Source organism: Flavobacterium pectinovorum, from assembly GCF_900142715.1.
Taxonomy (GTDB): Bacteria; Bacteroidota; Bacteroidia; order Flavobacteriales; family Flavobacteriaceae; genus Flavobacterium; species Flavobacterium pectinovorum.
This window is the reverse complement of record NZ_FRBX01000006.1, coordinates 88502-112228: the sequence shown is the minus strand read 5'-3', so window position 1 is coordinate 112228 and position 23727 is coordinate 88502. Positions and strand designations below refer to the sequence as shown.

Below are 23727 nucleotides of genomic sequence, written 5' to 3'. Positions count from 1 at the left end.
ATTTTAAGTTCGCAAAGTTTAAAATCTTTTACATATTTAGAAAATGAAAAATATATTATATCTCTTTTTATTAATCTCTCAGGTTTTCTTTGCTCAAAACGGCTTTGAAAAAGGGAATGCTTTTTACCAAAAAGCGCAATATAAGGAAGCGGTTCAGGAGTACGAAAGCGTTATTAAAGAAGACAAACAGCAATCTGCAGAGTTGTATTTTAATTTGGCCAATTCTTATTATAAACTGAACAAAGTAGCACCTTCTATTTACAATTATGAGAAAGCTTTGGTTTTAAAACCAAATGATGCTGAAATTTTAAACAACTTAAAATTTGCAAAAAAACTAACTATTGACGAAATAAAAGAAGTTCCAAAAGTAGGTTTCGCAAAACTGATTCAGAATTTTACCGGTATTTTTACCTATAATACCTGGGCGGTAATTTCGGTTGGAATTGCTTTTGCTTTCTTGCTAAGTTTTATTGGTTATTATTTTTCTCAGCTTACGGTTTCAAAAAGAATTTATTTCATCGGAATGTTTGTCCTTTTGGTTGCTTTACTATTAAGCATAGCATCTGGAATATCTGAAAAAGACCATTATGATAATGATCGCCCCGCAATTGTTTTTGCTGAAGTTAGCGAAGTAAGAAGCGAACCTCAAAAAGCAGGATCAGCTATTTTCTTATTACACGAAGGAGCAAAAGTTTACGTTACAGAAACTTTAGGCCAATGGAAAAAAATAGAATTAACAGACGGAACTGAAGGCTGGATTGATTCTTTGACAATTAAAGAAGTAAAATAAAAAAATTTAAAATTCAATAAAAAAAATCCCAAATTCCAAGTTAGTAACAATTGGAATTTGGGATTTTTTTATTTTTTGATTCTTTATTAGACCATCTATATCGTAGAGACGCACAGCAGTGCGTCTACGCAAGGTTTGTCGATATGCTGGATGTTAGACGCACTGCTGTGCGTCTCTACAAAACAATATGGTGAAAATTTAAAATGTATATATTTTCTCAGGCGTAACACAATAATCCAATTTTACATCAGATTCAAAAACATCATCGATTTGGTTTACGGCTTCAAAAAATGAAAGACCAATTTTGATGGTTTCAGGTTTGCATTCTGCTAAAAATTTATCGTAAAAACCTTTTCCGTAACCAATTCGGTTTCCAAAAATATCAAAAGCTAAAAGTGGTACAAAAACTACTTCAATAGTTTCAGACGGAACCGGCAAACCATTTACAGGTTCGGGAATATTGTATTCGTTTTTTTTAATTTTGGTATTATCTGTCAATAAAAAGTGAGACATTTTTCTGGTTTCAAAATCACTTTTTGAGATAACGATTTCTTTATCTTTTCCGGAAAGCAAATGCAAAATATATTCTGTATTGACTTCTTTTTGTTCTTCTATCGGTAAAAAAACGTGATAATAGGTTTTATCCCAAATTGGCAATTGCAGTAATTCATTGGCTACAGCCAGACTTTTTTCTTCAATTTCGTCAAGCGAAAGTGCTGCCCGAAGACTTTTATAATGTAATCGTAGTTCTTTTTTATTCGTCGGCATCTTCTTCTCCTGGATTATTTTTAGAAATATGATAAATCGCATCGCCTTCATACACAATTGGCGAATGATTGGCGTTGATTACATAACCTTCATGCGGCGCTTTTACTTTTTGTTCAAATTTGCCAAACGGATCTGTGATTATCGCTAAAATTGTTCCTTTGGTGACAAACTTGCCAATCAAATTATAATCGTGTAATAAACCGGAACATTTGGCACGAAGCCAAACTGAATTTTTAATAAAAATTGAAGGGCTTTCTGGTTCTTCTACAATCTGAATTGGATCAAGCATGCCCAAATAATTCAGCAAACGCTTCACTCCCATCACACCTTCGTTGGCAATAACATTATTGATGTCTAATGATTTTCCACCTTCAAAAAGCAACATTTTCACATTGGCTTTTTCTGATGTATTCCTGAAAGAACCACCAATATTTTTAGAATAAAGAGTAAAAGGCGCATTAAAAACATCTGCCAAAAGTTTTAATTCCTTGTTGTTTTCTGTAATTCTGATTTGTGGAGCGTTAAATCTGCTTGCGCCTCCGGCATGAAAATCGACTGCGTAATCTATAATCGGTAAAATTTCGGCTACGATATGAAACGCAAAACGACTTGCTAACGAACCTTTTTTACTTCCCGGAAAAACACGATTTAAATCACGCCCGTCAGGAAACTCTCGCGATTTATTTACAAAACCATAAATATTGATAATCGGAATACAAATTATGGTACCCCGAATTGGTCGATTTATTTTCTTGCTAATAATCTGGCGTACAATTTCGACACCATTTATTTCGTCGCCGTGAATTCCTGCAGAGAATAAAACCACAGGGCCATCAAGCTTTGAGCGACGTACAATAATAGGAATATTCAGTTTTGTAGTCGTGTGTAATCGGGCAATTTCAACGTTGATTGTTTTATGTTCTCCTGGCAAAACCGGTTCGCCAAAAATAATCATGGGCTTGTTATTTTTCATATGAATTATAAAATCTAAATATAGAAATTATTCTTTTGATTTCGTAAATTTGGAACTAAATCAATGTTAAGCTTCAAATGAAAATCGGAATGGTTTTTGGAACGCTTTTCAGACATCTTCAGAAACAAAAAACAGAATGCAAAAACCGTCTTTAGAACTTCAAATACAAACCTTGCCGGACAATCCCGGCGTGTATCAATATTACGATAAAGACGATAAAATATTGTATGTTGGCAAAGCCAAAAATCTAAAAAAAAGGGTTTCTTCTTATTTTAATAAAATTCATGATACCCGAAAGACAAATGTTCTGGTTAAAAAAATTGTAACCATAAAACATATTGTTGTTCCTACCGAAACCGATGCACTTTTATTAGAAAACAACCTGATCAAAACATTGCAGCCACGCTATAATGTGTTGTTGCGTGATGACAAAAGTTACCCGTGGATTTGCATTAAAAAAGAACCTTTTTCGAGAATATTTTTAACCCGAAGAATGGTCAAAGACGGGTCTGAATATTTTGGACCCTACACAAATTTCAAAATGGTGCATACAATTCTGGATTTGATCAAAGAATTGTATCCGTTAAGAACCTGCAATTACGATTTAAGTCAATCGAATATCAATTCGGGTAAATTTAAAGTTTGTCTCGAATATCATATTGGCAATTGCAAAGGTCCTTGCGAAGGTCATGAATCGTTTGAAGATTATCAAAGACAAATTGACGCTATTCGCGAAATTCTGAAAGGAAATTTTAAAGAAAGCATGAAAGATTTTAAGCGTTTGATGAACGATTATGCGCAGAATCTACATTTTGAAGAAGCACAGAAAATCAAAGAAAAAATAGAAATTCTTGAGAATTACCAATCGAGGTCGACAATTGTAAATCCGAAAATTACCAATATTGACGTATTTTCGATTGTATCAGATGAAAGTGCGGCTTATGTGAACTTTTTACAGATTTCGCACGGATCAATCATTCGTTCGCATACCATGGAAATCAAGAAAAAACTGGACGAAACCGATGAAGAATTATTAGAACTGGCGATTATAGAAATGCGCGAACGTTTTAATTTATTATCAAAAGAAGTAATTGTTCCGTTTGAAATTGATTTGGGAGAAAAAATAAAAACAACGGTTCCACAGCTTGGCGATAAAAAACAAATTCTGGATTTATCAATCAGAAATGCTAAGTTTTACAGGATTGAACAACTCAAACAATTGCAAATTGTAGATCCTGACCGACATGTAAATCGTATTATGGCACAAATGCAAAAAGATTTGCGTTTGCCTGTAGAACCAAGACATATTGAATGTTTTGATAACTCAAATATTCAAGGGACAAATCCCGTTGCGGCCTGCGTAGTTTTTAAAGATGGAAAAGCCAGCAAAAAAGATTATCGCCATTTTAACGTAAAAACCGTTGAAGGCCCTGACGATTTTGCGTCGATGACCGAAATTGTTTATCGTCGTTACAAAAGATTACTGGATGAAAATGAACCGCTCCCGCAATTGATTATTATCGATGGAGGAAAAGGACAATTATCTGCTGCTTTAAAAAGTATTGACGATTTAGGATTAAGAGGAAAAATTGCCATTATCGGAATTGCAAAACGTCTCGAAGAATTATTTTACCCGGGAGATTCCATTCCGTTATATTTGGATAAAAAGTCTGAAACGTTAAAAGTAATTCAGCAGTTAAGAAACGAAGCGCACCGTTTCGGAATCACGTTTCATCGTGACAAACGAAGCAAAGCCGCGCTCAATTCTTCTGTAGAAAGCATACCGGGCATTGGCGAAAAAACTATGCTTACGTTAATACAACATTTCAAAAGTGTTAAAAGATTAAAATTGGCTACCGAAAAAGAAATATCTGACGTTGTAGGAGTATCAAAAGCCAAAAAAATTGTCGACTTTTACAAAACCAACTAGTTATTTCTTATGCGCCCAATTCAGCTGTACATTACGAATACTTGTTCAAAACAATTTTTTTCCATTTCCAACTGGTTTGTTCAGTTGGTAGTTCTCGCATTTTTATTTTTTAATTCGCAACAAATATTTTCGCAGGAACAACAAGACAGCGTAAAAAGACCCAAAATAGGTTTGGTTTTAAGTGGTGGAGGTGCCAAAGGATTTGCACATATTGGAGTTTTAAAAGTTTTGGAAGAAGCCGGAATCAAAATCGATTATATTGGCGGAACCAGTATGGGGTCTATAATTGGCGGACTTTATGCTTCTGGCTACAACGCCTCTCAAATTGATTCTATTTTCAAAAAAACGAATTTTGACGAATTGATAAACGATTATATTCCGCGCTCGTCTAAAAACTTTTATGGCAAAAAAAATGATGAATTGTATGCCATTGTTTTGCCTTTCAGTAATTTCAGAGTCGGTATTCCCGAAGCACTCTCAAAGGGAATGTACAATTATAATTTATTAAGCAGTTTAACCCGCAATGTTAGGCATGTTCGCGATTTTAACAAATTACCAACTCCGTTTTTATGTATTGGTACAAACATCGAAACGGGTGAAGAAGTTTTATTAAACAAAGGAAATCTTGTTCAGGCAATGATGGCAAGTGCGGCTTTTCCTTCCCTTTTTACTCCGGTAGAAATCGACGGAAAATTATTGGTTGATGGTGGCGTGGTTAATAATTATCCTATAAAAGAAGTTCGTAATCTTGGTGCAGACATTATAATTGGTGTTGATGTTCAGGATGATTTACTGAACCGAAAAAGCCTGAAAAATGCAACCAGAATTTTGGTACAAATCACCAATCTTCAGTCGATTGACAAAATGAAAAAGAAAATCAAAGACACAGATGTTTACATAAAACCCGACATTCGTGATTATGGCGTAATTTCATTTGATAAAGGTGAAGAAATAATAAGAAAAGGTGAAGAAGCTGCTTTTGCTGTTTACGAAAAAATCAAAGCCCTGACAAACGAAACTACTTTTTATAAAAAACCAAAGCTAAAAATAAGCTCTGATACTATTCAAATTAAAAAAATAAACAGCGATAAATTAGATAATTATACTAAAGAATATATTCGCGGGAAACTTCGTTTTAAACCCGAAAGTACTATTACTTATGATGATTTAAAAGCCGGAATGAATAATCTGGATGCAACACAAAACTTTAGTGCGATTTCTTATTGTTTACAACCAAATGGAAATGAGGATGATTTAGATTTAGTATTAAGAGAAAATCCAACGCAAACGTATTTGAAATTGGGCTTGCATTATGATGGACTTTATAAAAGCGGAATTTTATTAAATCTTACACATAAAAAAACATTCTTAAAAAATGATGTAACTTCTTTAGACATTATTTTAGGGGATAATTTTAGATATGATCTTAATTATTATGTTGAAAATGGTTTTAATATAAGTTTTGGATTTCGTTCGAGATTAAATCAATTTAATCGAAATGTGACCAATAGTTTCAGCAGCTTAATTACAGAAAGTCCAGGAAATTTAATTAACGTTGACTTTATGGACGTTACGAATCAGGCTTATTTTCAAACTATTTTTGTACAAAAATTTTTAATGGGCGGCGGGTTTGAATATAAATACTTGAAAATAAATTCGCCAACACTTTCTAATGAAGATAACATCATCGAAAAAAGCAGTTATTTTAGTGTTTTTGGATATTTAAAATATGACTCTTTAGATAATAAAAGTTTCCCTCACTCGGGAATATATTTTTCTACAGATGTGCAAACCTATTTGGCATCTTCAGATTATACACGAAAATTCAAACCTTTTTCTACAGCAAAGGCAGAAATTGCTTTTGTTGACAGATTATTTAAAAAAGCTACTTTTAAAATCGAAGCCGATGCCGGATTTAATATTGGCAGTGACAGCGTTCCTTTTTTTGATTATATTTTGGGTGGATATGGATATAATAAGATCAACAATTTTAATTATTTCTACGGATATGATTTTTTAAGTATTGCCGGAAACAGTTATATAAAAACAGCATTGACGCTTGATTATGAAATATTGAAAAAAAATCACGTTAATATTTCTGCTAATTATGCTAATCTTGGTGATGATATTTTTACGACTGTTGATTGGGTTTCTATGCCAAAATATTCTGGTTATGCTATAGGCTACGGACTTGAAACAATTATAGGACCAATCGAAATTAAGCATTCGTGGTCGCCGGAAATGTCAAAAAGTTTTACCTGGTTTAGTATCGGATTTTTGTTCTAATCTCAATTCTTTAAATGTTGTGGAAAAACGTAATTATTTAACCGCAAAGTCCGCAAAGTTTTTTAAAATATTTTAAGTTTTGTCAAAATGCAAAGCTCGCAAAGCTAAATCAATACAAAGCTTTGCGAGCTTTCCCTTCTTTATAAAATCTAATAGTAAAAAACTTTGCGGACTTTGCGGTTAAATTTTTTGCTTTTCAAATTTGCTTTAATTGAGAAAAAATTGAATTATTTTACAACTATATCGTTGTAATGTCAAAAATTTTAGATTAATTTGCGGTTATTAAATGATATGATTTATAATTTAAATCAATAAAAATTACGACATTTGTTATAATGAAAACAAAATGGACAGGTTTATTAGAATATCTTCAATTCCTCATCAAGAGAAATCCTGAGTGAAACCAACGAATTGAGATGATTAGTCAATAATAAATTGATCTGATTATCTGTTCACACAATTCACCTTTTTCGAATTATCTAATTTACAAATTATCTAATTGAAAAGCCATGCCATTATATCATAAACTTGGAGATTTCCCTCAAAAAAGACACACACAATTCGAAAAACCTAACGGAGGTTTTTATTACGAACAACTGTTTGGAACCGAAGGTTTTCACGGACATTCGTCATTATCATATCATGTTCACAGACCAACTCAGGTTAAAGAAATTTTAAACTCTTATTCGGTTGAACCAAAAATTGCAATCGGAAAAAATATAAAATCATTACTATTTAAAGGTTTTGAATTGAAACCGGAGAATGATTTTCTCGACAGCCGAAAAGCCATGATGGTCAATAAAGATTGTATTATTGGATTGGCCGCTCCAAAAGAATCGCTTCGAAATTATTTCTACAAAAATGCCGATGCCGACGAAATGCTTTTCATCCATAAAGGGAAAGGAAAATTAAGAACCATGTTAGGAAATATTCCTTTTGAATATGGCGATTATCTTATTATTCCGAGAGGCATCATTTACCAAATAGAATTTGAAACGGAAGAAAACCGACTTTTTTATGTCGAATCTTATTCTCCTTTTTATACTCCAAAACGTTATAAAAACCAATCGGGTCAGCATTTAGAGCATTCGCCATTTTGCGAACGTGATTTTATTTTACCAAACGAATTGGAAACACATGACGAAAAAGGTGATTTTTTAATTAAAATCAAAAAAGAAGGCATGATTCACGAAGTGGTGTATGCCACTCATCCTTTTGACGTTGTGGGTTGGGACGGTTACAATTTCCCATACGGATTTTCAATTCATAATTTTGAACCTATAACGGGACGTGTTCACCAACCGCCTCCGGTACATCAAACATTTGAAACGGCCACTTTTGTCGTTTGTTCATTCTGCCCTAGACTTTACGATTATCATCCGAAAGCAATTCCGGCACCTTATAATCACAGCAATATAGATTCTGACGAAGTTTTGTATTATGTTGATGGCGATTTTATGAGCCGTAATAATATCGAGCAGGGCCATATCACTTTACATCCAAAAGGAATTCCGCATGGACCGGCACCAGGCGCAATGGAACGCAGCATTGGTCACAAAGAAACCCAGGAATTGGCCGTTATGGTTGATACTTTCAGACCATTAATGGTTACTGAAGAAGCAATGGGGCTTGATGATGGCAAGTATTATAAGTCCTGGACGGAGTAAGATAATTAGATAATGTGCTAATTAGAAAATTAGATAATGTTCTTGAAAACGCAAAAATTAGAAAATGCGGCAATTAGAAAATTAGATAATTATAAAAAATGATTTAATTTGTAAATTTAAACTTACATAAAATAATTATCTCATTATCAAATTTTCTAATTTATCATATTACAACATGACTTTCAACGAAAAATACAAGGACAACGCTCTTTTAATAAAAACTTTCAATTTTGCACTAAACATAATTGACTATACAACTGAATTACAAGACCAGAAGAAGTTTGTAATTGCAAATCAGTTACTAAAAAGCGGAACATCAATTGGGGCAAATTCAAAAGAGTCACAAAACGCAGAAAGCAAAGCAGATTTTATTCATAAATTAAAAATTGCAATTAAGGAAGCTGACGAAACAGAATATTGGTTGTTTTTGTGTGATGCGCACAGAGAATATCCAAATTGCAAACGTTTATTAAATGATCTATCAGAAATTTTAAAAATTTTAAATAAAATAATATCAACATCAAAAATGAAATAATAATTAGATAATTTGTCAATGTGCCAATTAGAAAATTAATCTAATTAAGTTCATTTTAGGAATTATCTCATTATCTCATTCTCAAATTATCTCATTATGAAAGAAGTAAAATCAGTAGAATACGGTTTAGAAAAAATCTTTGAAGGAGCACAGGATTTCCTTCCGTTATTAGGAACCGATTATGTAGAATTCTACGTAGGAAACGCAAAACAATCTGCACATTATTATAAAACTGCTTTTGGATATCAGTCATTAGCATATGCAGGATTAGAAACAGGAGTTAGAGACAGAGCGTCTTATGTTTTGAAACAAGACAAAATCAGAATTGTTTTAACAACGCCATTAACGCAAGATTCACCAATTCACGAACATCTTAAAAAACACGGGGACGGAGTAAAAGTTGCCGCACTTTGGGTTGAAGATGCGAGAAGTGCTTATGAAGAAACCATAAAACGAGGTGCCCGCTCTTTTATGGAACCAACGGTTGAATCTGATGAGTTTGGTGAAGTTGTTCGTTCAGGAATTTATACATATGGAGAAACAGTTCACATTTTTGTAGAAAGAAAAAACTATAATGGTGTTTTCTTACCAGGTTACAAAGAATGGAAATCTGACTATAATCCGGAACCAACGGGATTAAAATATATTGATCACATGGTTGGAAATGTAGGTTGGAATGAAATGAATACCTGGGTAAAATTCTATGAAGAAGTTATGGGATTTGTAAATTTCCTTTCTTTTGATGATAAACAAATTACCACAGAATATTCTGCATTGATGAGTAAGGTAATGTCGAATGGAAACGGAAGAATTAAATTTCCAATTAACGAACCTGCCGAAGGAAAGAAAAAATCGCAAATCGAAGAGTATTTAGATTTTTACGGCGGACCAGGAATTCAGCATATTGCTATTGCTACAGATGATATTATAAAAACAGTTTCGCAGTTAAAAGCACGCGGAGTTGAATTTTTATCTGCTCCTCCTCATACTTATTATGAAGCAATTCCTGAAAGATTGGGTGTACATATGGGTATGATGAAAGAAGATATAAACGAAATTGAAAAATTAGCCATAATGGTCGATGCCGATGAAGATGGGTATTTATTACAAATATTTACGAAGCCGGTTCAGGACAGACCAACGCTATTTTTTGAAATTATTCAAAGAATGGGGGCAAAAGGATTTGGCGCAGGAAACTTTAAAGCCCTTTTTGAGTCGATTGAAAGAGAACAAGAATTAAGAGGAACTTTGTAAAACCGCAATATTTTTACATTAAATCGAAGAATTCTCGGTAAAACGATGCTTTTTATGCAAATGTTATGTTAAACTTGCTTTTTGCTATTTGTTTTTTGAACTTTATATCTACCTTTGCACTCGCAAATCAGAAAGGGGTGGTTTCCTTTCGAATTGATATAAATTTCATAATTTATAGTTTTTTGGTTAGTTAATAGCATAAAAACTCAGTCATTTTTGACTGAGTTTTTTTGTTTTGGTACATTTGGAATAGAATTTGCATTTAATTACCTTTATAATGAAATGTAAAAATTGTACTATGAAAAAGTTATTTCTCATCATATTAGCCCTTACCGTTCTCAGTTTCGACGCCCAAAAAGAAGATGCTTTTGATACTGGTGAATATTTTAAATTCAGAATCCATTATGGAATTGTAAATGCCGGTTATGCCACACTCGAAGTTAAAGACGCAACCATAAATAATAAAAAGGTTTTTCATGCCGTGGGTAAAGGATATACCACCGGAATGTCAAAATTTTTCTTTAAGGTTGAAGATTTATACGAAAGTTATTTCGACAGACAAACGGGTGAACCATATCGCTATGTTAGAAAAATTGACGAAGGCGGTTACACCAAAAATCAGGAAGGTATTTTTAACCACGGAGAAAATAGAGTTTTAGTAAAAGATTACAAACGAAAAACCGAAAAAACAATTCTTCTTACTGATAATGTGCAGGATATTGTTTCGTCTTTTTATTACCTGCGAAATCATCCCAACATTGATAAACTAAAATCTGGAGAGTCAATTACAATCGACATGTTTTTTGATGAAGAAATCACAAAATTTAAGTTAAAATATGTAGGTCGTCAGGATATTACAACTAAATTTGGAACCGTTTCTACTATGGTCTTTAAACCATTGGTACAAACAGGAAGAGTTTTCAAGGAAAAAGAAAGCTTAACACTTTGGATATCAGACGACAATAACAAAGTTCCGGTTAGAATAAAAGCAGATCTTGCAGTAGGATCACTCAAAGCAGATCTTGATGAATATAAAGGATTAAAAAATCCATTTAAAGTAAAAAAATAATGAACACCACAGATAATTCTGAATCACTTTTAAAAGAAATTGACCTTAAATTTCAAGCTATAAATCAGAAAACAGATGTACAACTTGAAGGTTTACTTTGGTCAAAACCAATTACATATTGGGATTACATTCAGACTGATGCACTTTTAAATTTACAGATTCAGCGTACTACGCTTCCTGACGAAATGGTTTTTATCATGTATCATCAGGTAAACGAATTGATTTTTAAAATGATCTTGTGGGAAATTGATCAAATTGCTGATACAGAAAATATTCAGGTAGATTTTTTTAGTGAAAGATTGTCCAGAATCACACGTTATTTTGACATGCTTACGAATTCGTTTAGTATTATGGAAAACGGAATGGAAGTGGATCAATACATGAAATTCAGAAATACTTTGACTCCTGCCAGTGGTTTTCAAAGTGCACAATACAGATTAATCGAATTTGCATCTACGGATGTTATCAATTTGACAGATCGCAGATACAAGGAAAGTTTTGATGAAAATACAGATCCAGAAACCAGTTTCGAACATTTGTATTGGCAGGCCGCAGGAAAAGATTATCAAACCGGAAAAAAATCTTATTTGCTTCAGGAATTTGAAAACAAATATAAAGATCAGTTTTTGCGTCAAATGTCATCTTTCAAAACAAAAAACATTTGGCAAAAATTTACACAGTTACCCCAAGCAGATCAGCAAAATGAGGAATTAATTAAGGCAATGCGTCATTACGATCAAACGGTAAATATTACGTGGGTAATGCAACATCTTAATACTGCAAGAAAATACATACTAGAAAGCGGAAAAGGCAATGGCGAGGCAACTGGCGGAAGCGATTGGCAAAAATATATGCATCCAAAATTTCAAAGACGCATCTTTTTTCCTAAATTGTGGACCGAAGAAGAATTGTCCAATTGGGGAAATGAAACCACTGTTTAATTTCTCAAAAATTTTAAAAGTTTGAAAAAAGCATTCGTAATTATAATAGTATTATTTTCCATATTTTCATGTAATAAAACTGCTGAAAAGGTAGAAACTAAAATTAGCAAACCAAAATCTAAAAAAATAGAATTTGGTTTTAATTACGCTGACTTTAATGTACTTCACGATACTATAAAAAAAGGAGATTCGTTTGGATCTATTTTCCAAAGCCAAAATATTGGCGACAAAAAAGTGTATGATATTGTCGAGCAGGTAAAAGATTCTTTTGATGTAAGAACGATTCGATACAACAAACCGTACACCATTCTTCGATCTAAAAATAAAACCAACAATTTAGAAGTTTTTATTTATCAGCCTGATGCTTTAACTTATTATGTAATTGATGTTAGGGATAGTATTGCAAAAGCTTATAAAAAAATAAAACCTGTAACTTTTAAACGTAAAATAATTGGCGGTGTTTTAAAAAGCTCATTATCTGAAACTTTAGGAAACGAAAGCGTAGAAACAGCGCTTGCCAGCAGAATCACTAAAGTATTCTCCTGGTCTATTGATTTCTTTAAATTAAAAAAAGGAGATCGTTACGGATTAATTTTTACTGAACGTTTTATAAACGGAAAAGTTTATGATGGCGTGGAAGAACTTGAAGCGGCATTTTTTGAATATAAAGGAAAAATTATTTATGCTTTTCCGTTTGAAAAAGATACGATTTCAGGAAAAGTAGAATATTATGACGATGAAGGAAAAACACTGAAAAACTTCTTCTTAAAAACTCCAATTAAATTTAGCCGAATCACTTCACGTTTTACGATGAACAGATTTCATCCGGTACAACATACCTGGAAAGCACACAAAGGAACTGATTATGCAGCTCCAACAGGAACACCAATTTCTACAACTGCATCCGGAGTTGTTGAAGCGACTGGTTATACGGCCGGAAACGGAAACTTTGTAAAAGTAAAACACAACGGCACCTACTCTACTCAATATCTGCACATGTCCAGAATTCTAGTAAAACGCGGACAAAGAGTTACACAGGGACAAAAAATAGGATTAGTTGGAAGCACAGGACTAGCTTCTGGCCCACACGTTTGTTATCGTTTCTGGAAAAACGGAATTCAGGTTGATGCACTTCGATTAAATCTTCCAACGGGAGAATCTTTAACAGGAAATGACAGAAACCGTTTCTTAAAGCAAATGGAACCTTTAAAAAGAGAATTGGATAGTATTGGGAATTTGTAATATTCTTTTTTATTCAAAAAAATCAGGAAGGAACACGAAAAATGTTTCACAAAACAAACCTATTTCGAAAATGTTTTCCTAAACTCCGACGGATTCATTCCTTTATATTTTCTAAAAACCTTATTCAAATGACTTTCGTCTGAAAAATGAAGTTCATCGGCAATTTCGTTTATTCTCATATCAGTATTTAAAAGTCTCGCTTCGATTAATCTTAATTTATAATTTGAAATATATTCCTGTAATGTTTCTCCGGTTTGTTTCTTAAAATACTTTCCGAAATAATTCAGCGAAATATTAAAATGCTCACTTATTATATTTGCTTTTAATTGTTTCGGATTATAAATATTTTCCTGAATATAATGCAGTATTTCAAGCACAACTTCACCTGTCGCTTCTTTAATATTCTTTGGTAATTTTAAGGCAATATTTCTCGCTACAATTGTGATTATTGCATTTACAATTTGCTCTGTTATCTTTTGATGATAAATTTGCTGATTTGTTTGTTCGTTGATAATACTTTGAATAAGCGAAGCAATCAAAGGTTTGTCAACTGTGTTTTTTAAGATACATCCCGGACGATGACTTGCGTTTTGCAAAATATATTCCATACGCCGCACTGTTTCCTGCAATCCGTTTTGAGAATTTGTTTTAATATAATATTCATTAAAACGAAGAAAGAAAAATTTGGTTGGCGTTAAAATTTCAAACGAATGTATGTCCTGAGGCGTAACAAGAAATAAATTTCCTGCACGATATTGAAATTGATTATTATTAATAATCTGAATTCCGGTTCCGCCCACAACATATATCAACTCAAAAAAATTATTCTTCCGCGTTGTTTTCGGAAACTGCTCAAGTTCTTTTACATCGACTTCAAAAGGGAGATATAAATTTGTGTTTGTCATCATGCTAAAATACAATTTTAGTACCAATAAGTACAATTTTGATTGAAAGCTAACCCGCTAATTTTGTATCTGATAACAAACAAAATTCGTAAAAAATGAAAATACTTTTAATTGGAGCAAATGGTGAAATTGGTAAAATACTAAAACCTGAGTTTGCTAAAAAACACGAAATTATTTCTGCCGGAAGAACAAGTGGAGATTTTAATGTAAATATTACTGATGTAAATTCGATTGAGAAATTATTTCAGCAAATCGGAAAAATTGATGCCTGCATTTGTGTTGCCGGCGATTGTTACACGGGAGAATTACTTTCGCTTGACGAAGAAAAATTAAACATTGGCATTCAGAATAAATTATTGGGACAAATAAATCTTGTCTTAATCGGACAGAAATATCTAAATGACAACGGCTCTTTTACTTTGACTTCTGGAAAAATGGGAGATAAACCGGTAAAAAACAATTCGGCAAAAGCAATTGTTAATGGCGGAATAAACAGTTTCATTCTCGCCGCTTCTTTAGAACTTGAAAGAGGAATTCGCATCAATGCTATAAGTCCGGCAAAAGTTGCAGATATTCCAATTCATGAATTAACAAATGCTTATTTTAAAAGCGTCGAAAGTACTGTAAACGGAGAAATTATTAAAGTAAACTATTAATCATTTTAAGATGAAAAAACTAAAAAAGGTTGCAATAGTATTATTTATCGCCAATATTACTTTTGCCCAAAAAATCGAAAAAACATTAATTGGCACGTGGAAATTGATTTCTGTTGAAAATACAAATGCTGATGGAACTAAAACATTTCCGTATGAAACAAATCCAAAAGGTTTATTATTTCTTGACGACAAAGGAAACTATGCTATTCAAATTTACAAAAATGAAAGGCTTAAAATAATCTCGGGAGATAAAAACAAATGTACTCCTGAAGAAAATGTGGCGATCGTGCAGGGAAGCAATTCGCATTTTGGCAAATATGAAATTGATGATTCTTCGGAAACTATTATTTTTAAAATTGAAACTGCTTCTTTCCCGAATTGGGAACAAACAGAGCAAAAACGATCTTACAAATACAATAATGGTGAATTAGAATATATTGTTGTTAATACAACACAAGGCGGAAAATCGGTTACGGCAAAAGTCGTCTGGAAAAAACTTTAAGAGCAATTAACAAAAAACGTTTTCGTAACTAATTGTTATATAATTATGAAGCTTTAAGCTATTAAAAGTAATTTCAGTATTTTTGTGTTTCAATAAACAAACTTTCAATACAAACAAAAATGGCTTTAAACACAACAAACCCAACCGGGACTGAAGCGTGGAAAAATCTGCAAAACCACTATAATGCGATTCAAGCAACTACGATACAAGAATTGTTTCAACAGGATAATGCCCGCGTTGAAAAATTCAATTTACAATGGAATGACTTTTTAGTTGATTATTCTAAAAACAATATCAATCAGGAAACCATTTCGCTTTTGTTAGAATTGGCCAATTCAATTGGATTAAAAAATGCGATTGCTGATTATTTTGGCGGAGAAATCATCAATCAAACCGAAAACAGAGCGGTTTTACACACAGCTTTACGCGCGCCGGAATCGGCAACGATTAAAGTTGATGGCGAAAATGTAATTCCTGAAGTTTACGAAGTAAAAAATAAAATCAAGAAATTTACAAACGAAGTTATTTCGGGAGAAAGAAAAGGTTTTACCGGAAAAGCTTTTACTGACATAGTAAATATCGGTATTGGAGGTTCTGATCTTGGTCCGGTTATGGCTGTTGAAGCTTTACAGTTTTACAAAAACCATTTGAATGTTCATTTTGTTTCGAATGTTGATGGTGATCACGTAAATGAAGTAATCAAAAAACTGAACCCGGAAACAACTCTTTTTCTGATTGTATCGAAAACTTTTACAACTCAGGAAACTTTATCAAATTCTGAAACTATAAAAGAATGGTTTTTGAAATCGGCTAAGAACGAAGATATTGCAAAACATTTTGTGGCTGTTTCTACAAACATTCAAAAAGTAACAGAATTTGGAATTAATCCTGATAATGTTTTCCCGATGTGGGACTGGGTTGGAGGAAGATTCTCTTTGTGGAGTGCTGTAGGTTTAAGCATAGCTTTGGCAATTGGTTTTGACAATTACAATGATTTATTGAAGGGAGCCAATGAAATGGACGAACATTTCAGGACTGCAGAATTTGATAAAAACATTCCGGTAACTTTAGCTTTATTGAGCGTTTGGTACAACAATTTTTTTGGTGCTGAAAGCGAAGCTTTGATTCCGTACACACAATATTTACAAAAATTAGCTCCATACCTGCAACAAGCAACAATGGAAAGTAATGGAAAAAGTGTTGGGCGTGACGGAAAACCTGTAAACTACCAAACTGGAACAATTATTTGGGGAGAGCCAGGAACTAATTCTCAACATGCTTTTTTCCAATTGATTCATCAGGGAACAAAATTAATCCCAACTGATTTTATTGGATTCGTAAAACCATTATACGGAAACGAAGATCATCACGACAAGTTAATGTCAAACTTTTTTGCTCAAACCGAAGCTTTGATGAACGGAAAAACGGCAGAGCAAGTTCAGGCAGAATTTGACAAACAAGGACTTTCTGCAGAAAAAGCTTCTTATTTATTGCCTTTTAAAGTTTTTACCGGAAACAAACCAACGAATACGATCTTAATTCAAAAACTAACGCCAAAATCTTTAGGTTCGTTAATTGCTCTTTACGAACACAAAATTTTTGTTCAGGGGGTTATTTGGAATATCTTTAGTTTTGATCAATGGGGAGTAGAATTAGGAAAACAATTAGCCAATTCTATTTTAGAAGAAATAAATACTAAAACAGTAAAAAATCACGATAGCTCAACTACGTTTTTACTAAATCATTTTTTAAGTAATAAATTAACTTAAAAATTACATAGCAGATTTGAAACGCCTTAATTTAACAAAATTAAGGCGTTTTTTCGTATAAATCATGTCATTTAACAAAGAAAACAGATATTTTTGAAAGTTAAACACTACAAGCTAGAGTGTATTATTATCATTTTAACAAAAAACACGGCATTAAATTCAAAAAAAACTGATTTTAAGTAATACAAAAAGAAAAAATCATTTTAATGTGCAACAGATTAAACAAATCTACCCTTTCTTAACATTTTGATAACATTATCTGATTTTAATGTTATAATTTTGCCAAAAACAATAAACTAAATAAACAAATGAAGACAATGAAAAATTGGTTACTCACGGGACTATTGTTCATGATAGTTTCAACCGCATTTTCTCAAAACAAAATTACGGGTACTATTACCGATGGTGCTCTTTCTTTACCTGGTGCAAATGCAGCAGTTAAAGGATCTTCAGACGCTGGTTCAAGTGATTTTGATGGTAAATTTACGATTACAACTTCAGCTACATCTGGACAAGTTGTTGTTTCTTATCTTGGATATGAATCAAAAACAATTTCTTTTACTGTTGCAAATGGAGGAACTGCTAACTTAGGTGTTATTACTTTAAGCGCAAATTCAAATGAATTAAGCGAGATTGTTGTTAAAAGTAGCACAGTAGATATCGCAAAAGACAGAAAAACTCCTGTTGCGGTTTCAACTATTAAAGCAGCTGAAATTCAAGAGAAATTAGGTTCTCAGGAATTTCCTGAAATTCTTAAAAACACTCCTTCTGTATATACTACAAAAGCAGGTGGTGGATTTGGAGACTCAAGAATAAGCATTCGTGGTTTTGACCAAAAAAATATTGCGGTTATGATTAACGGTATGCCAGTTAATGACATGGAAGGTGGAACTGTATACTGGAGTAACTGGGCAGGTTTATCTGATGTAACTTCTGCAATGCAGGTTCAAAGAGGTTTAGGATCTTCAAAATTAGCAATTGCTTCTGTTGGAGGAACAATTAACATTTTGACAAAAGCTTCTGATTTAAAAGAAGGAGGATCAGTTTCAACTTCATTTGGAAATGATAACTATATTAAATCACAAGTTTCTTATTCTACAGGAAAATTAAGCAGTGGTCTTTCTGCATCTGTTTTATACAGCCATACTCAAGGTGACGGTTATGTAGACGGAACAAAATTTAATGGAGATAATTACTACATTGGTCTTGGTTATGCTACTAAAGATAACAAACACGACTTTCAATTTACTTTTACTGGTGCACCACAATGGCACAACCAAAGAACAAGTAATATTACTTTAGAAACATACCAAAAATACGGAACTGCTACTGATCCAAATATTAAATACAACTCTGACTGGGGTCTTTTAAACGGAAAAGAATTTAACATTAGAAGAAATTACTACCACAAACCGGTAGCTTCTCTTAACTGGGATTACAAAATTAACGAAACTACTAAATTATCAACTATCGCATACGCTTCTTTCGGACGTGGTGGTGGAACTAATGGTACTGGTGGAATTCAAGGAAGTAACTATGCTAACGCTAAATTAAGAACTGCAGACGGATTAGTTGATTATGACAAAATCGTAGCATACAACTCTGGTCAACCGGTAACTCTTGCTGGTGCAACAACACCAATTACACGTACACCAAATGCTGCTGGTCAGTATCAAAATACGTCAAGTTCAGCAGGAACTGGAGCTGGTATTTCTCAAATTTCATCAATCAACTCTCATAACTGGTATGGTGCAATTATCAATTTAGATAAAAAACTAGGACAATACTTTACTTTAGATGCTGGTATTGATGTTAGAGGATACAAAGGTCTTCACTACCAAAACATCAACAACCTTTTAGGAGCTGACAATTATTTAGATAATTTTAATGTTAACAGCCCTAACAGAGTTTTAACTCAAACAAATTCTGTTTATCCTTCTTGGAATCCTTTCAAAAGTACAAGTGGAGAGGAAAAAATTAACTTCAACAATGATGGTGATGTAAACTGGTATGGTGCATTTACACAATTAGAATATTCTAATGATAATTTGACTGCATTTATTCAGGGAGCTATTTCTCAACAAGGTTTCAAAAGAGTAGATTATTTTAAATATGCATCTTCTGATCCATTATCTAGTACAGATTACGAAAACATCCTGGGAGGAAACGTAAAAGGAGGAGCTAACTACAACATTAACGAACACCACAATGTATTCGTTAACGCAGGTTACTATTCTAAACAACCTTTCTTTAACGCAGTTTATCCAGGAAATGCGTCAATTGTGAATCCACTTTTGACAAATGAAAAAATATTAGGTCTTGAGGCAGGATACGGATTCCGTTCAGGTATCTTTAACGCAAATGTTAACGTTTACCGTACTTCTTGGAAAGATAGAAACTTAAGAATCACCGATACAAGAACAACAAATACTGGAGGTTATTTTGACTATACTGGAATTACAGAAGTACATACAGGTATTGAACTTGAAGGTACTGCAAGAGTTATGGACAAGTTAAAAATTAACGCAATGTTCTCTATGGGAGATTGGGAATATGAAGGAGAAGCAAACGCTACTACTTATGACAACCAAAATAATGTAGTTGAAAGCGCATTATTATATCTTGACAAAGTAAAAGTTGGTGATGCTGCACAATTAACAGCTTCTTTAGGAGCTACTTATGAAGTACTTACAAGATTGAACGTTGATGCAACTTACAACTATAATGAAAAATTATATGCTTTCTTAAATCCAAACAGTTTTACGGCTGCTGATAATAAAGGAGCTTTAGAGTTACCTTCTTATGGATTAGTAGATGCAGGTATTTCATACAAATGGTTAGTTGGAAGAACAAAAGCAAACTCTGTTAACTTTAGACTAAACGTAAACAACTTGTTTGACACAGTTTATATTGCTGAATCAAAAACAAACAACTTTGCTAGTGATAATCTTCCTGTTGCAGCTGGTCAACCAGCCGGATCAAATGGAACTTACGCTTCAAATGGTTTAGTTTACAGAGGAATTGCAACTAATAACGCAGTATTCTTCGGTTTCGGTAGAACTTGGAACTTTAGCTTACGTTACGATTTCTAATATTTAGAATCTAAATAAATATCAAAAACGGCATTGACTTTTAAGTTCAATGCCGTTTTTTTATACCCTTTTTTGTTATATTTGTTTCAATCAAAAAAACAATTTATGTATTATTTTCTACAAAAATTTCACTCTGGCTGGGCATATTTAGCTTTGCTTCTTTTATTAATTGCCGTTGTAAATGCTATCATCGGATTAACTTCAAAAAAAGAATTTACTGGTAAAGATCGTAAAATTGCCTTATTTGCTTTAATCGGAACTCATACTCAATTATTAATCGGTTTGATCCTTTATTTTGTTTCTCCTTTGGGAAAAGCTGCTTTCGGACAAATGTCTAACGCAGAACTTCGATTAACTTCATTAGAACATCCTCTAATTAATATTATAGCTATCATTCTAATCACAATTGGATGGTCTAAACATAAAAAACTAATTAATAGCGAAGCAAAATTTAAAACATTTGCTATTTTTTACGGTTTAGGATTATTGCTTATTTTAAGTAGAATCCCCTGGAATCTGTGGTTTTAAAAACCATCAACTAAAGCCCTAAAATTAGGGCTTTTTTTATCTCGGCATATTATTTGTACAAAGTCCCCAAGTCTGAAAAACAATAACCCATGAGAATTAAAAAAAACATTACCCTCTCTCTATTTGCAGTTACATTTTTAAGTTGTTTTACTACTATAACGAGTCAAAACAAAACAGCGGTAGAGCCTCCTAAAATTATTCAGGACACAGTAAAAATTGGAAAATTATCAGTCCCGCCGTTGGAAAGTGATTCTATATTTACTGACAATGGTTTAAAATTAAAACCTTACAAAAAAAATGCACACGCTTCTTATTACGCTGATAAATTTACCGGAAGAAAAACAGCAAACGGAAGCAGGTTTGACAATAACAAATACACTGCAGCCCACAAAAAGCTCCCATTTGGTACCAGAATAAAAGTAACCAATGAAGCAAACGGGAAATTTGTAATTGTAAAAATTACCGATCGTGGTCCGTTTGTAAAAACGCGTGAATTAGACCTCTCGAAAAGAGCTTTTATGGAAATAACAAAAAGCAAAGGTGCAGGTGCAATGAAAGTAACAATAGAAAGAATAATAGAATAATAAAAAAGTCCCAATTATGGGACTTTTTTTATTTAAACAAACTTTCGAATACTCATTATGATTCCGGTATGAATTCCTTCATGATAATTTACAAAGTCTAACGCATCCTGAACATTTGTGAGTTCAAACCCCATACTTGTCATATAAGTCGTATAGTTTTGAAAAATGCCATCCTTAACATCTTTTTCAGTTTTATCCAAAGTTGAAAAAAGTAATGCTCTGATTTCATCAAGTTCTGATTGTGAAACATCGCCTTCCGGTTTTGTTCCTTTTTTATATTTATCAATAAATTGATCAGAAACCAACGTTGGCAAACCTGATAGTTTATATACTAAAACTTGTTGTGAGGAAATGCAATGCGCCACATTCCAAATCAAATTATTACTATATCCTGCCGGAATTTTATTTAATTGTTCCAATGAATGATTATCCAAAATCTTCAGGAGAATTTCGCGAATGGTTTTCTGTACTTTAAAAACTGAACTCATATTTATATTTTTTTTATAAAATTAGTCATTTTTATATTTCAAATGGATTTTCTTTGTATTCTAATAAATCAGAAATCATGAACAAAATATATTACTTAGCTTCTTGCGATACGTGCCGAAAAATCATTAAAAGTTTACCAAAAGACAACAATCTGGTTTTTCATGATATCAAACAAAACCCAATCACGGAAGAAGAACTGGAAGAAATGTATCAGCTTGCCGGAAGTTATGAAGCTTTATTCAGCAAAAAAGCACAATTATACAAATCGATGGATTTGAAAAACAAGAATCTGACCGAAGCTGATTTTAAAAAATACATTCTGGAACATTATACTTTTATCAGCCGTCCGGTTTTTATTATTGATGAAAAAATTTATATTGGCAATACACAACCTGTGACATTACAGGTAATGAAGGCTTTAGAAAAATAATAACCCTAAAATTCTAAGAATTCGGGGTTGCGTTAGGGATAGAAGCGGAAATCCTTTTTTTGAGCTTTTTCTGCTCAAAAAAAGATTGGGAGCGGATAGCCCGACCGAAGGGAACGCCCAAAAAACAATCTTAGCTCTAAAAAGTTAGCCACTAATTGGACAAATTTGGACGAATTAAAATTTTTAATTAATCGAAAAAATCAATAAATTCATTTTTGCTAATTCGCAAAGATTTAAACAATAGTAATTAGTGAAAATTCGTGAGATTCGTGGCAAACAAACTGTTTTAACAGATTAACGAATTAAAACCCAACACTGCAAAGTTTTATTTATCTTTGCGCCTTTATACTCAATTATATGATACAATCTATGACAGGGTTTGGCAAAGCTTCTTTGCAATTGCCTACAAAAAAAATTACCGTCGAAGTAAAATCCTTAAATAGTAAAGGTTTAGATTTAAACGTAAGAATGCCGTCGCTTTATCGCGAAATGGAACTAGGTTTAAGAACTCAGATTTCTACCAAACTTGAAAGAGGAAAAATTGATTTTGCAATCTATATCGAAAGTACTGCTGAACAAACTTCGACAAAAGTAAACGTTCCTGTTGTTAAAAATTATATCGCTCAACTAAGAGAAGTATATCCTGCTGCAGATGAAACGGAATTAATGAAAATGGCGATTCGTATGCCGGACACCTTAAAAACCGAGCGCGAAGAAATCGACGAAAACGACTGGGAACAAATTCAGGTTATTATCGAAGAAGCGCTGCAAAATATCCTAACTTTTAGAAAAGACGAAGGTGAATCTCTTGAAAAAGAATTCAACCTAAGAATTGGAAATATTCGTCAATATATGACAGATGCTTTAGAGCTTGATCCGGAACGCGTTCAGGCAATAAAAGACCGTTTGCAAACTGCAATTTCTGAATTGAAAGTTAATGTAGATGAAAATCGTTTTGAACAGGAATTGATCTATTATCTTGAAAAATTGGATATTACCGAAGAAAAAGTCCGTTTAACCAATCACTTAGATTACTTCTTAGAAACCATAAAAGGTAAAGAAGCAAATGGTAGAAAATTAGGCTTTATTACTCAGGAAATGGGTCGTGAGATTAATACAATGGGGTCAAAATCGAATCATGCTCAAATGCAGAAATTGGTTGTGATGATGAAAGATGAATTGGAGAAGATTAAGGAACAGGTTTTGAATGTATTGTAAAAGCTGTAGGCTTTAAGCTATAGGCTATAAGCAAAAAACACAGCAAACTAAAGCTTAAAGCGTACAGCCTAAAGCTTAAAGCATAAATTAAAGCCTAAA

21 protein-coding genes are annotated in these 23727 nt (G+C 32.8%); 17 read left to right on the top strand and 4 right to left on the bottom strand.

Translation table 11 applies throughout. The annotated features are described in order from the left end of the window. Positions 1 to 43 precede the first annotated feature (43 nt). The gene (locus BUE22_RS19185) at positions 44 to 790 is read left to right on the top strand and encodes a tetratricopeptide repeat protein (RefSeq protein ID WP_073397478.1); all 747 of its coding nucleotides are present in this window, start codon (positions 44 to 46) and stop codon (positions 788 to 790) included. 198 nt (positions 791 to 988) lie between these two features. Here the strand turns inward: BUE22_RS19185 and BUE22_RS19180 are convergent, their stop codons facing one another. Continuing rightward, positions 989 to 1558, bottom strand: a complete 570-nt coding sequence (locus BUE22_RS19180; RefSeq protein WP_073397477.1) for a 5-formyltetrahydrofolate cyclo-ligase — start codon at positions 1556 to 1558, stop codon at positions 989 to 991. Continuing rightward, positions 1545 to 2531 carry a succinylglutamate desuccinylase/aspartoacylase family protein gene (locus tag BUE22_RS19175; RefSeq protein ID WP_073397475.1) on the bottom strand — a complete coding sequence of 329 codons (987 nt, stop codon included), beginning with the start codon at positions 2529 to 2531 and terminating at the stop codon, positions 1545 to 1547. Before BUE22_RS19175 ends, BUE22_RS19180 begins: the two co-directional genes overlap by 14 nt. A 136-nt stretch (positions 2532 to 2667) precedes the next feature. Here BUE22_RS19175 and uvrC point away from each other — a divergent pair, with 136 nt between their 5' ends. From uvrC to BUE22_RS19135, 8 genes are all read left to right on the top strand, one after another. Beyond that, complete coding sequence (gene uvrC / locus BUE22_RS19170) at positions 2668 to 4461, top strand: excinuclease ABC subunit UvrC (RefSeq protein ID WP_073397473.1); 1794 nt, start codon at positions 2668 to 2670, stop codon at positions 4459 to 4461. Between the two features lie 9 nt (positions 4462 to 4470). Continuing rightward, positions 4471 to 6747 (top strand): patatin-like phospholipase family protein, encoded by a 2277-nt coding sequence (locus BUE22_RS19165; protein ID WP_073397472.1) that lies wholly within the window; start codon positions 4471 to 4473, stop codon positions 6745 to 6747. Between the two features lie 509 nt (positions 6748 to 7256). Beyond that, on the top strand, positions 7257 to 8414 hold the full coding sequence (locus tag BUE22_RS19160; protein WP_042565496.1) for a homogentisate 1,2-dioxygenase: 1158 nt from the start codon (positions 7257 to 7259) through the stop codon (positions 8412 to 8414). 175 nt (positions 8415 to 8589) lie between these two features. Beyond that, positions 8590 to 8949, top strand: coding sequence for a four helix bundle protein (locus BUE22_RS19155; RefSeq protein ID WP_073397470.1), 360 nt, complete (start codon positions 8590 to 8592; stop codon positions 8947 to 8949). A gap of 93 nt (positions 8950 to 9042) precedes the next feature. Next, positions 9043 to 10203, top strand: a complete 1161-nt coding sequence (hppD, locus tag BUE22_RS19150; protein ID WP_042565494.1) for a 4-hydroxyphenylpyruvate dioxygenase — start codon at positions 9043 to 9045, stop codon at positions 10201 to 10203. A gap of 298 nt (positions 10204 to 10501) precedes the next feature. Further along, on the top strand, positions 10502 to 11272 hold the full coding sequence (locus BUE22_RS19145) for a DUF3108 domain-containing protein (protein WP_073397844.1): 771 nt from the start codon (positions 10502 to 10504) through the stop codon (positions 11270 to 11272). Next, positions 11272 to 12213 (top strand): tryptophan 2,3-dioxygenase family protein, encoded by a 942-nt coding sequence (locus BUE22_RS19140; RefSeq protein ID WP_042565493.1) that lies wholly within the window; start codon positions 11272 to 11274, stop codon positions 12211 to 12213. Before BUE22_RS19145 ends, BUE22_RS19140 begins: the two co-directional genes overlap by 1 nt. A gap of 21 nt (positions 12214 to 12234) precedes the next feature. Further along, positions 12235 to 13455 (top strand): peptidoglycan DD-metalloendopeptidase family protein, encoded by a 1221-nt coding sequence (locus BUE22_RS19135; protein ID WP_073397468.1) that lies wholly within the window; start codon positions 12235 to 12237, stop codon positions 13453 to 13455. A 59-nt stretch (positions 13456 to 13514) separates the two neighbouring features. On the opposite strand, the gene BUE22_RS19130 is transcribed toward BUE22_RS19135, so the two are convergent. After that, positions 13515 to 14363 carry an AraC family transcriptional regulator gene (locus BUE22_RS19130; RefSeq protein WP_243396842.1) on the bottom strand — a complete coding sequence of 283 codons (849 nt, stop codon included), beginning with the start codon at positions 14361 to 14363 and terminating at the stop codon, positions 13515 to 13517. A 92-nt stretch (positions 14364 to 14455) separates the two neighbouring features. Here BUE22_RS19130 and BUE22_RS19125 point away from each other — a divergent pair, with 92 nt between their 5' ends. The 6 genes from BUE22_RS19125 to BUE22_RS19100 all read left to right on the top strand — a co-directional run bounded on the left by BUE22_RS19125 (position 14456) and on the right by BUE22_RS19100 (position 21491). Continuing rightward, on the top strand, positions 14456 to 15016 hold the full coding sequence (locus BUE22_RS19125) for a short chain dehydrogenase (RefSeq protein WP_073397464.1): 561 nt from the start codon (positions 14456 to 14458) through the stop codon (positions 15014 to 15016). A gap of 10 nt (positions 15017 to 15026) precedes the next feature. Then, positions 15027 to 15518, top strand: a complete 492-nt coding sequence (locus tag BUE22_RS19120) for a lipocalin-like domain-containing protein (RefSeq protein ID WP_073397462.1) — start codon at positions 15027 to 15029, stop codon at positions 15516 to 15518. Between the two features lie 119 nt (positions 15519 to 15637). After that, positions 15638 to 17287, top strand: coding sequence for a glucose-6-phosphate isomerase (gene pgi, locus BUE22_RS19115; RefSeq protein WP_073397461.1), 1650 nt, complete (start codon positions 15638 to 15640; stop codon positions 17285 to 17287). 308 nt (positions 17288 to 17595) lie between these two features. After that, positions 17596 to 20379: a TonB-dependent receptor gene (locus BUE22_RS19110; RefSeq protein WP_073397459.1), complete on the top strand. Its 2784-nt coding sequence runs from the start codon at positions 17596 to 17598 to the stop codon at positions 20377 to 20379. A gap of 105 nt (positions 20380 to 20484) precedes the next feature. Further along, the gene (locus BUE22_RS19105) at positions 20485 to 20907 is read left to right on the top strand and encodes a hypothetical protein (RefSeq protein WP_042565485.1); all 423 of its coding nucleotides are present in this window, start codon (positions 20485 to 20487) and stop codon (positions 20905 to 20907) included. An 89-nt stretch (positions 20908 to 20996) separates the two neighbouring features. Further along, on the top strand, positions 20997 to 21491 hold the full coding sequence (locus tag BUE22_RS19100) for a septal ring lytic transglycosylase RlpA family protein (protein WP_073397457.1): 495 nt from the start codon (positions 20997 to 20999) through the stop codon (positions 21489 to 21491). A 32-nt stretch (positions 21492 to 21523) separates the two neighbouring features. On the opposite strand, the gene BUE22_RS19095 is transcribed toward BUE22_RS19100, so the two are convergent. Continuing rightward, the gene (locus BUE22_RS19095) at positions 21524 to 21979 is read right to left on the bottom strand and encodes a DinB family protein (RefSeq protein ID WP_073397455.1); all 456 of its coding nucleotides are present in this window, start codon (positions 21977 to 21979) and stop codon (positions 21524 to 21526) included. A gap of 77 nt (positions 21980 to 22056) precedes the next feature. Here BUE22_RS19095 and BUE22_RS19090 point away from each other — a divergent pair, with 77 nt between their 5' ends. Both BUE22_RS19090 and BUE22_RS19085 read left to right on the top strand, forming a co-directional pair. Further along, positions 22057 to 22410 carry an arsenate reductase family protein gene (locus BUE22_RS19090; RefSeq protein ID WP_073397453.1) on the top strand — a complete coding sequence of 118 codons (354 nt, stop codon included), beginning with the start codon at positions 22057 to 22059 and terminating at the stop codon, positions 22408 to 22410. A gap of 357 nt (positions 22411 to 22767) precedes the next feature. Further along, positions 22768 to 23628 carry a YicC/YloC family endoribonuclease gene (locus tag BUE22_RS19085; RefSeq protein ID WP_042562914.1) on the top strand — a complete coding sequence of 287 codons (861 nt, stop codon included), beginning with the start codon at positions 22768 to 22770 and terminating at the stop codon, positions 23626 to 23628. The last annotated feature ends 99 nt before the right edge of the window (positions 23629 to 23727 follow it).

What these genes read in the sequence shown, in the direction of transcription:
- BUE22_RS19185 (WP_073397478.1), top strand. Translation starts at nt 44, where the DNA reads ATGAAAAATATATTATATCTCTTTTTATTAATCTCTCAGGTTTTCTTT.
- BUE22_RS19180 (WP_073397477.1), bottom strand. Translation starts at nt 1,558, where the DNA reads ATGCCGACGAATAAAAAAGAACTACGATTACATTATAAAAGTCTTCGG.
- BUE22_RS19175 (WP_073397475.1), bottom strand. Translation starts at nt 2,531, where the DNA reads ATGAAAAATAACAAGCCCATGATTATTTTTGGCGAACCGGTTTTGCCA.
- uvrC (WP_073397473.1), top strand. Translation starts at nt 2,668, where the DNA reads ATGCAAAAACCGTCTTTAGAACTTCAAATACAAACCTTGCCGGACAAT.
- BUE22_RS19165 (WP_073397472.1), top strand. Translation starts at nt 4,471, where the DNA reads ATGCGCCCAATTCAGCTGTACATTACGAATACTTGTTCAAAACAATTT.
- BUE22_RS19160 (WP_042565496.1), top strand. Translation starts at nt 7,257, where the DNA reads ATGCCATTATATCATAAACTTGGAGATTTCCCTCAAAAAAGACACACA.
- BUE22_RS19155 (WP_073397470.1), top strand. Translation starts at nt 8,590, where the DNA reads ATGACTTTCAACGAAAAATACAAGGACAACGCTCTTTTAATAAAAACT.
- BUE22_RS19145 (WP_073397844.1), top strand. Translation starts at nt 10,502, where the DNA reads ATGAAAAAGTTATTTCTCATCATATTAGCCCTTACCGTTCTCAGTTTC.
- BUE22_RS19140 (WP_042565493.1), top strand. Translation starts at nt 11,272, where the DNA reads ATGAACACCACAGATAATTCTGAATCACTTTTAAAAGAAATTGACCTT.
- BUE22_RS19130 (WP_243396842.1), bottom strand. Translation starts at nt 14,363, where the DNA reads ATGATGACAAACACAAATTTATATCTCCCTTTTGAAGTCGATGTAAAA.
- BUE22_RS19125 (WP_073397464.1), top strand. Translation starts at nt 14,456, where the DNA reads ATGAAAATACTTTTAATTGGAGCAAATGGTGAAATTGGTAAAATACTA.
- BUE22_RS19120 (WP_073397462.1), top strand. Translation starts at nt 15,027, where the DNA reads ATGAAAAAACTAAAAAAGGTTGCAATAGTATTATTTATCGCCAATATT.
- pgi (WP_073397461.1), top strand. Translation starts at nt 15,638, where the DNA reads ATGGCTTTAAACACAACAAACCCAACCGGGACTGAAGCGTGGAAAAAT.
- BUE22_RS19110 (WP_073397459.1), top strand. Translation starts at nt 17,596, where the DNA reads ATGAAGACAATGAAAAATTGGTTACTCACGGGACTATTGTTCATGATA.
- BUE22_RS19105 (WP_042565485.1), top strand. Translation starts at nt 20,485, where the DNA reads ATGTATTATTTTCTACAAAAATTTCACTCTGGCTGGGCATATTTAGCT.
- BUE22_RS19100 (WP_073397457.1), top strand. Translation starts at nt 20,997, where the DNA reads ATGAGAATTAAAAAAAACATTACCCTCTCTCTATTTGCAGTTACATTT.
- BUE22_RS19095 (WP_073397455.1), bottom strand. Translation starts at nt 21,979, where the DNA reads ATGAGTTCAGTTTTTAAAGTACAGAAAACCATTCGCGAAATTCTCCTG.
- BUE22_RS19090 (WP_073397453.1), top strand. Translation starts at nt 22,057, where the DNA reads ATGAACAAAATATATTACTTAGCTTCTTGCGATACGTGCCGAAAAATC.
- BUE22_RS19085 (WP_042562914.1), top strand. Translation starts at nt 22,768, where the DNA reads ATGATACAATCTATGACAGGGTTTGGCAAAGCTTCTTTGCAATTGCCT.